The 13425-nt window shown below is 65.7% G+C and carries 11 protein-coding genes; 5 read left to right on the forward strand and 6 right to left on the reverse strand.

What is annotated here, in order from left to right; all coding sequences use genetic code 11:
* The 3 genes from ACWDTF_RS15195 to ACWDTF_RS15205 all read right to left on the reverse strand — a co-directional run.
* On the reverse strand, nucleotides 1–791 hold a 791-nt coding region (locus ACWDTF_RS15195; protein WP_449754605.1), incomplete at its 3' end, for an IS110 family transposase.
* 467 nt (nucleotides 792–1258) lie between these two features.
* Nucleotides 1259–2134 (reverse strand): formate/nitrite transporter family protein, encoded by an 876-nt coding sequence (locus tag ACWDTF_RS15200; RefSeq protein ID WP_240861535.1) that lies wholly within the window; start codon nucleotides 2132–2134, stop codon nucleotides 1259–1261.
* A gap of 31 nt (nucleotides 2135–2165) precedes the next feature.
* Complete coding sequence (locus tag ACWDTF_RS15205; protein WP_240861533.1) at nucleotides 2166–3056, reverse strand: LysR substrate-binding domain-containing protein; 891 nt, start codon at nucleotides 3054–3056, stop codon at nucleotides 2166–2168.
* A gap of 90 nt (nucleotides 3057–3146) precedes the next feature.
* Here ACWDTF_RS15205 and ACWDTF_RS15210 point away from each other — a divergent pair, with 90 nt between their 5' ends.
* The 5 genes from ACWDTF_RS15210 to ACWDTF_RS15230 all read left to right on the forward strand — a co-directional run bounded on the left by ACWDTF_RS15210 (nucleotide 3147) and on the right by ACWDTF_RS15230 (nucleotide 7048).
* Nucleotides 3147–4370 (forward strand): acetyl-CoA C-acetyltransferase, encoded by a 1224-nt coding sequence (locus ACWDTF_RS15210; protein ID WP_433256490.1) that lies wholly within the window; start codon nucleotides 3147–3149, stop codon nucleotides 4368–4370.
* On the forward strand, nucleotides 4367–5167 hold the full coding sequence (gene pcaD, locus ACWDTF_RS15215; RefSeq protein WP_433256488.1) for a 3-oxoadipate enol-lactonase: 801 nt from the start codon (nucleotides 4367–4369) through the stop codon (nucleotides 5165–5167). Before ACWDTF_RS15210 ends, pcaD begins: the two co-directional genes overlap by 4 nt.
* Complete coding sequence (locus ACWDTF_RS15220; RefSeq protein ID WP_433256486.1) at nucleotides 5164–5928, forward strand: 3-oxoacid CoA-transferase subunit A; 765 nt, start codon at nucleotides 5164–5166, stop codon at nucleotides 5926–5928. Before pcaD ends, ACWDTF_RS15220 begins: the two co-directional genes overlap by 4 nt.
* 10 nt (nucleotides 5929–5938) lie before the next feature.
* Nucleotides 5939–6583, forward strand: coding sequence for a 3-oxoacid CoA-transferase subunit B (locus ACWDTF_RS15225; RefSeq protein WP_355276641.1), 645 nt, complete (start codon nucleotides 5939–5941; stop codon nucleotides 6581–6583).
* 177 nt (nucleotides 6584–6760) lie between these two features.
* Nucleotides 6761–7048: a GIY-YIG nuclease family protein gene (locus ACWDTF_RS15230; protein ID WP_240861519.1), complete on the forward strand. Its 288-nt coding sequence runs from the start codon at nucleotides 6761–6763 to the stop codon at nucleotides 7046–7048.
* Between the two features lie 232 nt (nucleotides 7049–7280).
* On the opposite strand, the gene ACWDTF_RS15235 is transcribed toward ACWDTF_RS15230, so the two are convergent.
* From ACWDTF_RS15235 to benB, 3 genes are all read right to left on the reverse strand, one after another.
* Nucleotides 7281–9944 carry a LuxR C-terminal-related transcriptional regulator gene (locus ACWDTF_RS15235; RefSeq protein ID WP_433256483.1) on the reverse strand — a complete coding sequence of 888 codons (2664 nt, stop codon included), beginning with the start codon at nucleotides 9942–9944 and terminating at the stop codon, nucleotides 7281–7283.
* A gap of 182 nt (nucleotides 9945–10126) precedes the next feature.
* Complete coding sequence (gene benC / locus ACWDTF_RS15240; RefSeq protein WP_449754606.1) at nucleotides 10127–12883, reverse strand: benzoate 1,2-dioxygenase electron transfer component BenC; 2757 nt, start codon at nucleotides 12881–12883, stop codon at nucleotides 10127–10129.
* 8 nt (nucleotides 12884–12891) lie between these two features.
* Nucleotides 12892–13425, reverse strand: coding sequence for a benzoate 1,2-dioxygenase small subunit (gene benB / locus ACWDTF_RS15245; RefSeq protein ID WP_240861511.1), 534 nt, complete (start codon nucleotides 13423–13425; stop codon nucleotides 12892–12894).

The following is a 13425-nucleotide window of genomic DNA, read 5'->3' on the forward strand; positions in this document are numbered from 1 at the left end:
GACTGGGCCATGGTGGTTTCGAGTTGATCGATCTGGGTGGTGAGCGCGGCCAGCATGCCGACCGTCGCGGTCACCGTGGCCGCGTAACCGGCGGCCAATTCGGCGGGCACGTCCAGGTGTCCGGTGCTGCGTAGGGCCTGCTGGATTTCGCGGGCACGATCATCGATATTGCGTTGGCGGCCACCTTTTTTCAGGGTTGCGCGGATCGACGACAACGACAGCTTCGCCCCCTGGGCGGGGGAAGGGGCACGCCGCAGCACACTGAGCGCGTCCTTGTGGTCGAGGTCGTCGCCGAAGGCGGCCAACGCGGCCGGGTAGAAGGCCTTGAGCTGGGCGCGCAGCACGTTCTGCTGCGCTGAGCGCGCCCACACCAGGTTCTGGTGGGTACGGGCCATCACCTTGATCGCATCGGCGGTGACGCTGTCAGCGGCGATGATCCGATGGTTGTGGCGGTCGGTGCGCACCAGATCGGCGAGCACTTTGGCATCACCCTTGTCGGATTTGGTGCCCCCGACATGGTGTCGGTCGCGGTAGCGGACCACCGATTTCGGGTTGATCGCATACACCTGGTAGCCGGCGACCACCAGCGCCGATACCCACATGCCGTGATCGGTTTCGATCCCGATCACCACCTGGGCGGGGTCGGTGGCGTGCCGGGCCAGCAGCGCGTGCATCGCCCGCACTCCGGCGACCCCTTCGGGCAGTCGCCGGATACCCAGCGTGGTGCCGTGTTCGTCCATCACGCACACGTCGTGATGGTCATCTGCCCAATCATTACCCACGTAAATCAAAAGCTACCTGCACCTTTCGGATCTGGCCGTCAATCTGGGCAGTGAACCTGACGGGATCCGTTCGCGCGGCCTAATGGCTCAGTGCTCACCCTCAAATGTTGCGGAGGGGGCACGACATCCCAGTAGCGCTAGAACCGATCCCCACCCCGGCCGGGCCACGGTCTTCGAGTAGAAATCCACCAACGTGGTTTCAGCCCTAGTCATAGTGGTCACCGGCGGGGCAGGCTCACAGTGGACCAGCATCCCATCGGGAACCGATCCACCCCCATTAGCCCTGGTGAGACAAAGTGATTGGGCGACCAGGTAGCAACTGTCACCAGGCCTTCGAGGCTCCTCGCTAGCGCTCGTCGCACCTCAGGCAGCGGGTGCGGGTGTTGCTCGTCGCACCTCAGCTCAGGCGGCGGGGGGTGCCGCTCGTCGCGCCTGGACAGCGAAAATCGGCTGGCGCGCGTCGTTCGTGTGATGTCTCAGTGGCGAGTATGCGAGCGTCGGAGATGTGGGAGATGCGTGTCGCGTTCGTCGTTGACCCATGCGTAGTAGAAGCCGATGAGTATCCCGCCACCTGTCAGATTGCCGAGCAGCACTATGCCCAGGTTTCCGAAGGCTGCGCCGACCGGTATCCCGTCCTGGAGTCCGACGATCATGAACAGCACCGTGTTGGCCACCGAGTGCTCGAAGTCGAGGAAGGCGAACACGAACACCGCGACGATCATCGCCATGATCTTGGCCATGTCCTCGTGGAGGTAGCCGTTGTAGACGAGCAGCATCGCGAGATTGATCATGAAGTTGCACAAGACTGCGCGGATGAACAGGTCGAGCCACCCCGACCAGCCCTCGCCGAGGTAGCCCGTTTTCACGTCGACCGAGTGGTTCATCGCGTCGAGCACCGGACCCTCGATGAGGGTGGTGCCCTTGAGCATCACGGCGATCAGCAGCCCGCCGATGATGTTGCCGAGGTAGCACAGCAGAAGGATTCGCAGCACGAGGACCAGCGAGATGCGTCGGTAGTAGGTGCCGATCGCCACCATCATCATGTTCGACGTCAACAACTCTGACTTCGAGTAGTAGATGAACACCAGCGCCCAGCCGAAGGTGAGTGAGCCGAGGAGTTTCCCGACGACGTGGAGTTGTTCGTCGTCGCCGATGCTGTCGAAGGCACCGACCATCGTGTAGTCGATGACGTAGAAGATCGCGATGATGATGCCTGCCATCGCCGCTCGCTGGAGGTATCGGCGGCGCATGTGGCCCGTCATCTTCTTCTTGGACTCGAGGACGTCGAGGACCGTACTGATGAAGAACTTGCCGGGAAAGAGCTTGTTCGCGTCGAACTCTGGAGAGCTCATGGGTCAACGGTGACACACTTGCGCCGGACCTTCATGAGATCGTGCGCAGGACCTCGAGAACGCGGTCGATCAGCGGTGTTCGACGGGACTCCACGAGTGCCACCGCAAGCTCAACGGTGCCGGCCGGCTCGGCGAGCCGACGGTAGACGACATCGGCCACACCGAGGGCAGATGTCGGTTCCGGCACTATCGCGACGCCGAGCCCGGCGGCGACCAGCGTGATGAGTGTGGACGTCTCTTCCACCTCGTGCCGAATGTGCGGCACGAAACCGGCTCGGGCGCAGGTGGTTGCGAGGACCCCGCTCATCACCGATTTGCCGCCGCCGGCGTGTGCGATGAAGTCCTCGGCGGCCAACAGTGCCACATCGACTTCCGTGTCGAGGTCGTTCGTCGCGAGCGGGTGATTCTTCGGCAGGGCGACGATCAGTCTGTCGTCTCGGATGATCTCGACGTGGATGTCGTCGGTGTCAACGGGTGGGCGCAGCAGCGCGAGGTCGATGTCGTGGGAGCCGAGGGCCGCGATCTGATCGGGCGCCAGCATCTCGCCGCGCACGCTCACCTCCACATCGGGCAGTTCGTCGCCGAGCGCGCGAACCAGCTGCGGCAGCAGCGAGTAGGTGGCCGAGCCGACGCATCCGATGGACAGCTGGCCGAATCGTCCGTCGGCGATGCGCTGTGCCCGACGTCCGGCCGCGTCGACGGAATCCAGGATCGCGATCGTGCGACGCAGATAGTCCGCACCCGCCGGCGTGAGTTCGACGCGTCGGGTGGACCGGGTCAGCAATGCAACCCCCAACTCGTCCTCGAGTTGCTTGATCTGCTGAGACAACGGCGGCTGCGCGATGTGCAGACGTTGTGCAGCCCGGCCGAAGTGGAGTTCCTCGGCGACGGCACGAAAGTAGCGAAGATGTCGCAGCTCCATGTGTACACAATACCATTTGATATGTCGTGAGTATCAATGTTGAGAATATGAATACTTCCGCCTATCGTCGCAGGTCGATACGGTGAGAACATGGCTTCTTCGACCGACATCGTGATCTGCTCGCCCCTCCGCACACCGGTGGGCCGGATGGGTGGCGCGCTCGCACCGCTCACCGTCACGGACCTGGCGACCGGACTGCTGCGTGAGTTGTCGAGCCGCACCGGCCTCGGTGAGGGTGACGTCGACGACGTGATCCTGGGGCAGGGCTACTCGAACGGGGAGTCGCCCGCGATCGGACGCATCGCCGCGCTCGACGCCGGGCTGGGCATCGGCGTCCCCGGCATGCAGGTCGACCGCCGATGCGGATCGGGTCTGCAGGCGATCCTGAATGGCGCGTCCGCAGTTGCCACCGGGGGTGCGCGGCTGGTCGTGGCCGGCGGCGCCGAGTCGATGTCGAATGTCGAGCATTACGCACTCGGACTGCGGACCGGTGTTCGGCAGGGCGGTATCGACCTGATGGATCGCCTGGATCGTGGCCGTGCCACCGCCGGTGGAAACTCGCATCCCGTCGCCGGCGGCATGATCGAGACCGCCGAGAACGTTCGCGCCCGCTACCGAATCGGACGCGAGGAGCAGGACGAACTTGCGCTGCGCTCGCATCAGCGCGCGATCGCGGCCCACGAGGGCGGTCGGTTCGCCGACGAGCTGGTCTCGGTGACCGTGCCGGGCAAGCGCGGCAGGCCCGACGTCGTGGTCGACCGTGACGAACACCCGCGCGCCGACGTGAGCGCGGAGAGCCTGGCCAAGCTGCGCCCCGTGCGACTCAAGGTCGACCCCGATGCGACGGTGACCGCGGGCAACGCGTCTGGCCAGAACGACGGAGCCGCCATGTGCGTGGTGACCACGCGGGCCGAAGCAGATCGTCGTGGACTCGACCCGATGCTCGCGCTGCGTTCCTGGGCGGTGACGGGGTGCGAGCCGGAGACCATGGGCCTCGGTCCGGTGTCGGCGACCGCCGCGGCACTCGACCGTGCCGATCTGACCCTGGCCGATCTCGACCTCATCGAACTGAACGAGGCCTTCGCCGCGCAGGTCCTCGGCGTGCTCGCCGAGTGGAAGGTCGACGCCGACGACGAACGGCTCAATCCCAACGGGTCGGGAATCTCGTTGGGACATCCCATCGGCGCGACCGGCGGCCGCATCCTGGCAACCGCCGCCTATGAGGCCCGACGGCGCGACGCGCGCTACGTGCTGGAAACCATGTGCATCGGCGGCGGACAGGGCCTCGCCGCGATCTTCGAGGCGACCCGATGAGCGCCGCTGAGATGAATGCCGCTGAGAGGAATGTCGCTGAGGTTCACGCCGTCGTCACCGGCCGCGACGATGCGCCGGCCGTGGTGCTGTCCAACTCGCTCGGCTCGACGCATCGGATGTGGGATGCGCAGCTCCCTGCCCTCGAGGAGCGCTTCCGGGTGGTGCGTTACGACACCCGTGGCCACGGTGAATCACCGGTTCCGCAGGGGCCCTACACCATTGACGACCTCGCCGACGATGTGATCGCGCTGCTCGATCGGCTCGACATCGCCGTGGCGCATCTCGTCGGCCTGTCGTTGGGCGGTATGACGGCCATGCGCGTGGCCGCACGCAACCCCGACCGCGTCGCGCGGCTCGCGCTGTTGTGCACGGGCGCCCAGCTGACCCCGTCGTCGGCCTGGACCGACCGCGCTGCGACCGTGCGCGCCAACGGAAGCCAGGCCGTCGCCGAAGCCGTCGTCGCGCGGTGGTTCACCCGGGACTACCTTGCTGCCAACGAGGACTCACGCAAGTACTACGAGGCGATGGTTGCCGAGACGCCGGCCGAAGGTTACGCATCATGCTGTGAGGTGATCGCGGCCATGGATCAGCGAGCCGATCTGCCGACGATCGCCGCACCGACACTCGCGATTGCCGGTGCCGACGACCCGGCGACACCGCCGCCGAAACTAGCCGAGATCGCCGACAACGTGCAACACGGTCGGCTCCTCGTCGTCCCCGATTCGGCACATCTCGCCAATGCCCAACAGCCACAGATCATCACACCCGCCATCATCGAACATCTGGAGCAGTCATGACCGTCGACAAAGTCGTAGCCGGCCCGCAGGCAGCGGTCGCCGACATTCCCGACGGCGCCAGCATCGCTGTGGGTGGCTTCGGCCTGGCCGGTATCCCGTGGTTCCTCATCGAGGCGTTGCTCGACCAGGGCGCCGGGGATCTGACCATCGTCTCCAACAACTGCGGCGTGGACGGCGCAGGACTGGGACTCCTGTTGGAAGCCCGCAAGATTCGTAAGGTGATCGCTTCTTACATCGGTGAGAACAAAGAATTCGGCCGCCAGTTCCTGGCCGGTGAGGTGACCGTGGAGCTGACGCCGCAGGGCACTCTCGCCGAACGCATGCGGGCCGGCGGAAGCGGTGTGGGTGCGTTCTTCACGCCCACCGGAGTCGGCACCCTGGTTGCCGAGGGGGGCCTGCCGTGGCGCTACAACTCCGACGGTACTGTCGCGGAGTCCTCGCCGCCCAAGGAGGTTCGCGAGTTCGGTGGACAGCCGATGGTTCTCGAGGAGTCGATCGTCACCGATTTCGCGCTGATCCGCGCGGCCGTCGTCGACCGCGCGGGAAACTGCCGATTCCATGCTGCAGCGAGGAATTTCAATCCGCCGGCAGCGATGGCGGGCCGGTACACGATCGTCGAGGCCGAGAAGGTGGTCGAGGTAGGCGAGATCGCTCCCGACGATGTCCACCTGCCGGGCATCTTCGTCAAGAGCATCGTCGAGCTGACGCCGGAACAGGCCGCTCGCAAGGAAATCGAACAACGTACCGTGCGGACACGGTGAGGAGATCATCATGAGCTGGACACGCAACGAGATGGCCGCACGGGCGGCACGTGAACTCAACACCGGCGAGTACGTCAACCTCGGAATCGGGCTGCCCACACTGATTCCCGACTACCTGCCCGACGACTCGGGAATCACCCTGCACGCCGAGAACGGGATTCTGGGCGTCGGGCCGTACCCCTACGAGGAGCAGGTCGACCCCGACCTCATCAACGCCGGCAAGCAGACCGTGACGGTACTGCCGGGCGCGTCGTACTTCGACTCCGCCACCAGCTTCTCGATGATCCGCGGCGGACACGTCGACGTCGCGGTCCTCGGCGGCATGCAGGTCGCCGGCAACGGAGACCTCGCCAACTGGATGGTCCCCGGCGCCATGGTCAAGGGCATCGGTGGCGCCATGGACCTGGTGAATGGCGCAGGCAAGGTCATCGTTTTGATGGAACACGTCACCAAGAAGGGCGGAGCCAAGCTGGTGGCCCAGTGTTCACTGCCGCTCACCGGTCGGTCCGTGGTGTCGCGGGTGATCACCGATCTCGGTGTATTCGATGTCAACGGTGCGGGTTTCGACGTCGTCGAGCTGGCCCCCGGCGTCGAGTTGTCCGATGTCGAGGCCAAGACCGACGCGCCGATCTCGGCGCCTGCCACCGCTGGCTGACTGACAAACGAGCGAGCGCACCCCCACCTGCTGACCCACTGCTGGTTGAGTAGCGACGTGCGAGCTTGCGAGCCCGACGCGTATCGAAACCCGGTGAGACACGGATGTCCGCAACCACTACCCGCACCCTGTGGATGAAATCGCCTGAGATGTACGCATGTGCGAGATAGTCGACGCATGGCAGCCTACCTGTACATCCTCGAATGCGGCGACGGTAGCTTCTATGTCGGAAGCACTCGCAATCTGGAACTGCGCGTCGCGCAACACTGCAGCGGCCATGGGGCCGCGTACACCAGGCGTCGACAGCCAGTTCGGCTCGTGTACTCCTGCGAGTTCGGATCGATCGACGAGGCCTACGCGATGGAGAAGCGAGTGCAGGGATGGTCGCGAGCCAAGCGTCAGGCGCTGATCGACGGTGATTTCGACTTGATTCGGCGTCTGGCGCGAAAACCGGGATTCGATTAGGCGCGTTCTGATTAGGTTGTTGCTGGGGACATTCTCGTCTCACCGGGTTTCGATACGCGGCGGGCTCGCAGGCTCGCTCGTCGCTACTCAACCAGCAGTGGGTGCTCGCGAGAGTCGCCGCTCGTTGTCCACAGGGTGCCGATATTGTCGTCTCGCCGGGTTTCGACGACGGCCCTCCGCTGGCGCTCCGGGTCTGCTCAACCAGCAGTGGGGGGCACGGGGTGGCGGTCAGTCAGTGATGACTCGCGACAAGCTCTGCGCGGGAACGCAATCCGAGTTTGGCGTAGATTCGGGTGAGGTGGTACTGGACGGTCTTGGTGGAGATGAATAACTCGGCAGCCACTTCCTTGTTGGAAAGGCCCTGCGCGACAAGGGCTGTGACAGACTCTTCCTGAGGTGTAAGGCTCACGTCGTGACGGGTCACGGGGGAGGTGTGCAGGCCACCGGCCTTCAGTTCGCGATCGCATCGGTCGACATAGGTCTGGGCGCCGAGTCCGAGATACGTCTCGCGCGCGATGGACATGACGCGGTCGGCATCTCGTCGTTTGCCTGCTCGGCGCAGCGTCTGGCCGTAAGCGAAGTTGACCCGGGCCAGATCGTAGCGGTTGGGTCCGGGCAGCAGTAGTTCGACGGCCCGCTCGAAGACGTGTCGCGCACCGTTGATGTCACCGCTCGCGCCGAGCAGCCGGCCACGCGCGTATCCGAGGCGCGCGGAGGCCGACGGGTGTTTGCGTTCGTCGGCGCGCTTCTCATGTGGAGTGAGCAGTGCGTCGGCGTCGTCGAGACGTCCCTCCAGGACAAGGGCATTCGCCAAGGTGTCGACCCACGGCCAGAAGCCGGGCTCGACCAGCGCTGGGACGCTGCGGGCCAGACGAGGCAGTGGTCCCAACTCGTGGATCACGGTCGCATAGTCGGCAGCGGCCTCGGCCACCTGGGCGCGCGCGAGCCGCGCGGGGATCTCCATGCTGGGGTAGTCGGTGCCGACGGCTTCGGCGCGACGCACCGCCGCATGGGCGTCGTCCCAGCGGCCAAGCAGCGAATGAATCTGCGCGACAGTCCATTCGAGAAGTGGAGTGGCGATGGTGATGCCGCTCGTGGTGGCCAGATCGCGTCCCTGGGTTGCGGTGTGGAAGGCGGCGTCCCAGTCGCCGATGATGAATCGGACCCGCGCGAGCCAGGCAAGCGACCACAGCGTGATCCGGTCCGATCCACCGAGTCGGGCCATCGACACCGCGGTCTCCAGGCTGGCACGCGCGACGTCGAGATCGTCGATCCCGTACTCGAGCCAACCCCGCCCCATGACGGCCCTCTGTGCCTGGGCGCCATGCCGGATGACCTCGGACAGTTGCGCATACGTCGTCACACCTTCGGTGGGGCGTCCGGCCCAGGCTTCGCCGAGACCCCTGATGACGGTGGCTTCGACGCCCGCCGGCGAGTCCGGTCCGGTGAGGGCGACGGCCCGATCCACCCAGTCGATGAGTTCGGTACCCTGCCCGCGGATGAGGGCGTGCAGTACCCGGCGTCCTGCGATCAGTGCGGCGATGTCGGGCTCGCGTTCGGGATTGACGATGGCCCAGGCTCGGTCGAGACGCACCTCGGCTTCGGTGGCGCGCCCACGCAGAATGGCGAGGTAGGCGAGTGTGGCATTGCGGAGCGGCGTTTCGCGCAGCGACTCCACCGACGGGATGAGTGTGGCAGCAGCCGAACAATCGCCTGCCGAGAGCAGGGCATCGACGGAACGGGTGACGCGTTCGTCGCTCTTGAGTCCTTCCTGTGTGATGCGGCTTGACTGGCGGAGCAGGGTGGCGGCCTCGCGCCAGGCGCCCTCTGCGGCGCGTGCGCGGGCCAGTTCGTCGAGCTCGTCGGCCAGCGCCGGGTCTGCGTCCGGGGTTGCCGCGACCCGATGGTGCAGTCGAGCAACAGGATCCGGGACGATCTCGGCTGCACGTCGATGTGCGTCGGCGGTCGCCTGCAAGCCCATCGCGTCGATGACCGCGGCCCGCACGAGCGGGCTGCGCAGCGCGAGTCCGACCTGGGCAGGGGCGAGATCGGCGGAGCGCGTGAGCAAACCGGTCGCCAGCGCATGATCGGCCGCGGCGAAGGTATCCTCAGCCTCCGCCAAGGCTGCTGCGACGGTGAGTGATTGACCGTCGTCGAGGACGGCGAAGGCCTCGATGAGACGTCGGCCGTCGTCAGGGCAGGCGTCGAGCCGCGCCCGGATGTCGGCTCGAACATGCTCGGGTGCAGGCAGATCCCCGCCGGGCTGCGACCACAGCGCGCGGGGCGACTCGTCGAGAAGTCCGATCAGATCGCGTGGATTGCCCATGGTGTGGCGCCACAGATCCTCACGCATGGACGGGTGCAGGATGATGCCGCGATCATGCACGATCTCGGACACGGCCTCGGCGTCGAGCCCGCCCAGACGTAGCTCGTTGTCGAAGAACCGATTCTGGAGAGTGTCGGATGCAAACCGGGCCGTCGCTCCGGCCACCACGAGGACCCGCAGATCGCGATGCCGGGCCAGGATGCCGGTGAGTGTCTCCCACGATTCGTCGTCGGCCAGATGCGCGTCGTCGATGACGACGAGCGACACCGCCTCGCTGGACACACGTGCGAGGAGTGCCTCGGCCATCGCCGGGACAGCAGTGGGTTCCTGCTGGAGTAACTGGGCGAGCACGGCTCCGGCCATGCCCTGCTCGGCTTCCAGTGCGGTGGCGGCGAAGACGGTTGCGTCGGTGGCGTGGGCGACTTCCCGCAAGAGGGTGCTCGTCCCGATTCCCGGGTCACCGGTCACCGACACCCACCGGACACCGGATCGGGCGCGCACGAGTTCGTCGGCGATGGCGCCGAGTTCGGCGTCACGACCCACACACCGTGCCCTGCTCACCCGTCCCATGCTAGTGCCGTGAATCAGAAATTCGTTGCCGGTTCCGCCGCCCAGCTGGCGCCTCGCTTCGTTGGCGTCGTCGCAGGTACAACCAGTACCTGACTCCTCCGCCGCCTTGCGATGCATCCAACTGGTTCGCCGGACCCAGCAGCGAATTTCTGACACACGACACTATTGCGGCGGGTGTCGACTTATCCGAGATCGCCGCCCGCGACCGGCAGGACAGTCCCGGTGATGTAGGACGCCTCGTCGGAGGCCAGGAAGCAGATCGCGGCCGCCTGTTCGTCCAGTGTCCCGTACCGCTTGAGCAGTGACGAGTCGATGGTCTGGTCGATGTGGGCCTGGAACCACCGCGATTCGATCTCGTTGCGCGGTTCCGGAGCTCCCCGCGAGATCCGGCGTGGCGGCGCTTCGGTGCCGCCGGGCGCCGTCGCCGTCACCCGTATGCCGTGCTCGGCGTACTCGACGGCCAGCGACGCGGTGATCGCATTGATGCCGCCCTTCGCGGCCGAGTACGGAATGCGGTTGATGCCGCGGGTGGCGGCCGACGACACGTTGACGATGACGCCGTCGCTGCGTTCCACCATGCCCGGCAGGACCGCGCGGCACATGTACAAGGTCGTCATCAGCGAGCGATCGACCTCGGCGCGGATCTCGTCGTCGGTGAACTCGGTGAACGGTTTGAAATTGATTGCGCCGCCGACATCGTTGATGAGCACGTCGACGCGACCGTAGGCCGCCAATGCCTGCTCGACGATCGAGGTGGCACCGGAGTAGTGCTCGAGATCAGCATTGACCGCGAGAGTCCTGGTGTCGGAACGGAGTTCGTCGGCGAGCTCGGAGACCAGATCGGAGCGGTCGGCGAGGACCAGGGTTCCGCCCTCGGCGGCGATGCGACGCGCGGTCTGGGCGCCGATGCCCTGAGCGGCGCCGGTGACCACGACGACCTTCCCGGCGAATCGGCCGGGTGTCACGAATCGTGGTCGGCGTGAGGCGAGTTCGTCTGCCATTGCCCGGCGCATGGTCTGCTTGGAGCGGTCGGCGTGTGCGGTGATCAGTGCCCGCGCCTTGTCGCGGTCGCCGGATGCGAAGGCCTCGACGATGTCGACATGGTCCTGGGCGCAGAGTGGATGACACCAGGTGGCGTTGCGCAGCACCTCGCCCATCCGGCCTTTGACTCCGAGCGCCGAATACGCCTCGAGCAGATGACTGTTGCCGGTCAGCGTGAACAGGTAATCGTGGAAGTTGGCATTGGTCTCGGTGTATTCGGCCGCGTCGACAAACCGGTCGCCGGCGACGAACGGCATCGTCGCCTCGGCGAGGAGCCGGTATCCGGTGAGCTGTCCGGTGGTCAGGCGGCCGAAGGTGAGTTCGAGGGCGCCGAGTTCCAACGCTGCTCGTGCCTCGAACAGCGCGTCGGATTCGTGCACGCCGGGGTGCTCTTCACCGATCTGGTAGCCCTGCGAACCTACCGTCGTAGGGGCTGCTGCGGCAATCGGTTCGGTCACCGCAGGTGCGACGGGCGGTTCCGGCGCCGCGAGCGGTTCGGTGTCGGTCGGGGTGAACACCTCCTGCCCGGCGATTGCCCGGGCCGGATGCGGCAGCAGTGTTCCGTCGTCGGCGTCGAGAGTTCCCGCGGTCGCGTCGGCCGTCCAGACCTGCTGACCGGCTATGCGCAACAACGAATCCCCGTCTAGCGTGGTCGAGACCGATGCCGCCAGCGGGTCGATCTCGGCGCTCGGCAGGGTCATCTGGCCGGCGATCGCGCGAGCATCCGGTGAGGTGAGGAGTTCCTCGACAACAGTCTCGGTGGCGGTGGGTTCGGCCGTAACCGGTGCAGCATCGTCGACGGGCGCATCCTTAGGTGCACCGGCGAGGGCGAATTTCTCGTAGTAGAAACCGGTGGGCTCGATCCCGGCGTCGGCGATGTGCGTGCGCACCGACTCGACCATCGGCGGCGGCCCGCACAGATAGACGGCGACATCTCCGTCGTAGAGATGTTCGTCGCGGATCAAACTCATCACGTAACCCTGGTTGGGCGCCTTGGTGTTCGGGTCCGAGACGCAGTGGTCCCAGGTGAGTCCGGGCAGCTCGGAGGCGAAGTATTCGATCTCGTCGATGGCCACCAGGTCGGTGTCGGTGGAGACGCCGTAGATGAGATGCGCCTTGCGCGGACTGTTGTCGTCGTGCAGTTTGCGCAGCATCGACAGAATCGGGGCCAGACCGGTTCCACCGGCGAGAAGCAATACCGGACGTGAGGATTCGCGGAGGAAGAACGACCCGTGGGGTCCGGTGAAGCTGATCGCGTCACCGACCCGTGCCCGTTCGGTGAGATAGGTCGACATCACCCCGCCCGGGGTCAGCTTCACCAGGAACGTCAGCCGTTCCTCGTGTGGACCGTTGGCAAAGGAGTACGAGCGCGTCAGCGGATTGCCTTCGCCGTCATCGGTTCCCGGGACGGCGAAGTTGACGTACTGTCCGGGCAGGAACGCTAGGGCGCCGCGATTCTCGATGTCGACGCTGACACGCACCGTCGACTCCGACAGGCGTTCGAGGTCGACGAGTTTGCCGTCGAACGTGGCGGCCTGGGTCTTGGCGATGTCGGAGGTGGCGGCGATCTGCAGCACCAGATCGGATCTCGGCTTCATGCAGCAGGGCAGCGCGTAGCCGTCGGCCGACTCCGACTCGCTCAGCGCGTCCTCGATGTAGGTTCCGCCGTCGTACTCACCGGACTCGCAGAACGCCTTGCAGGTTCCGCACGCACCGTCGCGGCAGTCGAGCGGGATGTTGATCCGCTGCCGGTAGGACGCGTCGGCGACGGTCTGATCGTCGCGGCAGGTGATGAACCGGGTGACGCCGTCCTCGAAACTCAGCGCGACTTGGTGTGTCGTCGCGTCGACCGGCAACGGAGCTCCCGAACCGGCCGACCGATCGGTCGTGACTGTCATGACATACCTCAGAAGTGGTAGATGTCCACCACGTGGTGGATGTAGTCGTTCTTCAGGACCACGGTCTTGCGTCGGATCAGGGGCTGGTCGCCGGAGAAGTCGATCGTGTAGAACGACGTACCGTAATACGGATCCACCGTGTTGTACCGGAAATACATGGTGTGCCAGTTGAATCGGACGTCGACGAGGTCGCCGCGCCGCTCGATGACCTCAACGTTGCTGATGTTGTGGCTGGTCCGAGGCTCGGGAAGCGATGTGGCCGAAGAACGTTCGGTACGGATGCGGAAGACCCGGTCTTCCAGGCCACCCTTGTTGGGGTAGTAGATGAGCGAGATCTCGCGTTGCGGGTTCTCGACGAGCCGGTCGCGATCGTCCCACGACGGCATCCAGTAGACGACGTCGTCGGCGTAGCATTCCAGCCACTTCTCGAACTCGCGGTCGTCGAGGTAGCGGGCCTCGCGGTAGAGGAACTGCTCGATCGCGTTCTGCGTGATCAGCTTGTTCGATCCGGTGGCGGTGGGGGTGGGCTGGGTAGTAGTCAT

The sequence above is a fragment of the Gordonia sp. NPDC003422 genome (genome assembly GCF_053588675.1).

Excerpts from the sequence above, each read along its gene's own strand:
- ACWDTF_RS15220 (WP_433256486.1), top strand. The coding sequence starts at position 5,164 with ATGACCGTCGACAAAGTCGTAGCCGGCCCGCAGGCAGCGGTCGCCGAC.
- benC (WP_449754606.1), bottom strand. The coding sequence starts at position 12,883 with ATGACAGTCACGACCGATCGGTCGGCCGGTTCGGGAGCTCCGTTGCCG.
- ACWDTF_RS15205 (WP_240861533.1), bottom strand. The coding sequence starts at position 3,056 with ATGGAGCTGCGACATCTTCGCTACTTTCGTGCCGTCGCCGAGGAACTC.
- ACWDTF_RS15200 (WP_240861535.1), bottom strand. The coding sequence starts at position 2,134 with ATGAGCTCTCCAGAGTTCGACGCGAACAAGCTCTTTCCCGGCAAGTTC.
- ACWDTF_RS15235 (WP_433256483.1), bottom strand. The coding sequence starts at position 9,944 with ATGGGACGGGTGAGCAGGGCACGGTGTGTGGGTCGTGACGCCGAACTC.
- ACWDTF_RS15225 (WP_355276641.1), top strand. The coding sequence starts at position 5,939 with ATGAGCTGGACACGCAACGAGATGGCCGCACGGGCGGCACGTGAACTC.
- pcaD (WP_433256488.1), top strand. The coding sequence starts at position 4,367 with ATGAGCGCCGCTGAGATGAATGCCGCTGAGAGGAATGTCGCTGAGGTT.
- benB (WP_240861511.1), bottom strand. The coding sequence starts at position 13,425 with ATGACTACTACCCAGCCCACCCCCACCGCCACCGGATCGAACAAGCTG.
- ACWDTF_RS15230 (WP_240861519.1), top strand. The coding sequence starts at position 6,761 with ATGGCAGCCTACCTGTACATCCTCGAATGCGGCGACGGTAGCTTCTAT.
- ACWDTF_RS15210 (WP_433256490.1), top strand. The coding sequence starts at position 3,147 with ATGGCTTCTTCGACCGACATCGTGATCTGCTCGCCCCTCCGCACACCG.